General features: G+C 77.9%; 1 pseudogene. It reads right to left on the minus strand.

Going from position 1 to position 552, the window contains the following annotated elements:
• Positions 1-552, minus strand: a pseudogene (locus G3I40_RS02105) (ABC transporter permease); the annotation flags it as partial.

Raw genomic sequence — 552 nt, forward strand, 5'->3', positions numbered from 1 at the left:
CGGCCCCGAGCCTGCGGCCTTGCGCAGGGCGGCCGCGTCGACCCGGCCCCCGGAGCCGGTGAGCAGCAGCGTCGTGGGGCGGCTCGGGACGCCGGTGGCGCGGGCGAGGGCCGCGTCGTCGACGATCAGGAAGTCGTCGGAAAGGGCGGGTGTCGTGGCGCGGACGGCCGCGATCCGCAGCGGCACGGTCTCGCCGTTCATCCACAGGTCGAGCCGGCCGTCGGCGAACAGCTCGGCCATGGACGGCGAGACGAGGGCCGGGACCGTCCTGCCCGTCGCCTTCAACGCGCCTTCCGGGAACGCCCCGAGGCCGGTGTGCCGGGCGAGGCGGCCGTACGCGGCCGGGTCCACCGCCGCGAGCGGCAGCCGGCGCGAGCCGTCCAGGACCTCGGCGTCGTAGCGGAGGGTGACCGGGGTGACCGTGTCGACACCGAGTGTGCGGCGGACCCGGGAGGAGAGGGCGCCGGACAGGGGCGCGTCGCTCTCGACGCGGGCGTCCGCGCCGGTCCGCAGGAGCGCCGCCCGGTCGCGGGTGCCGTCGATCCCGGCGAG

Source organism: Streptomyces sp. SID14478 (assembly GCF_010548525.1).
Lineage (GTDB): Bacteria > Actinomycetota > Actinomycetes > Streptomycetales > Streptomycetaceae > Streptomyces.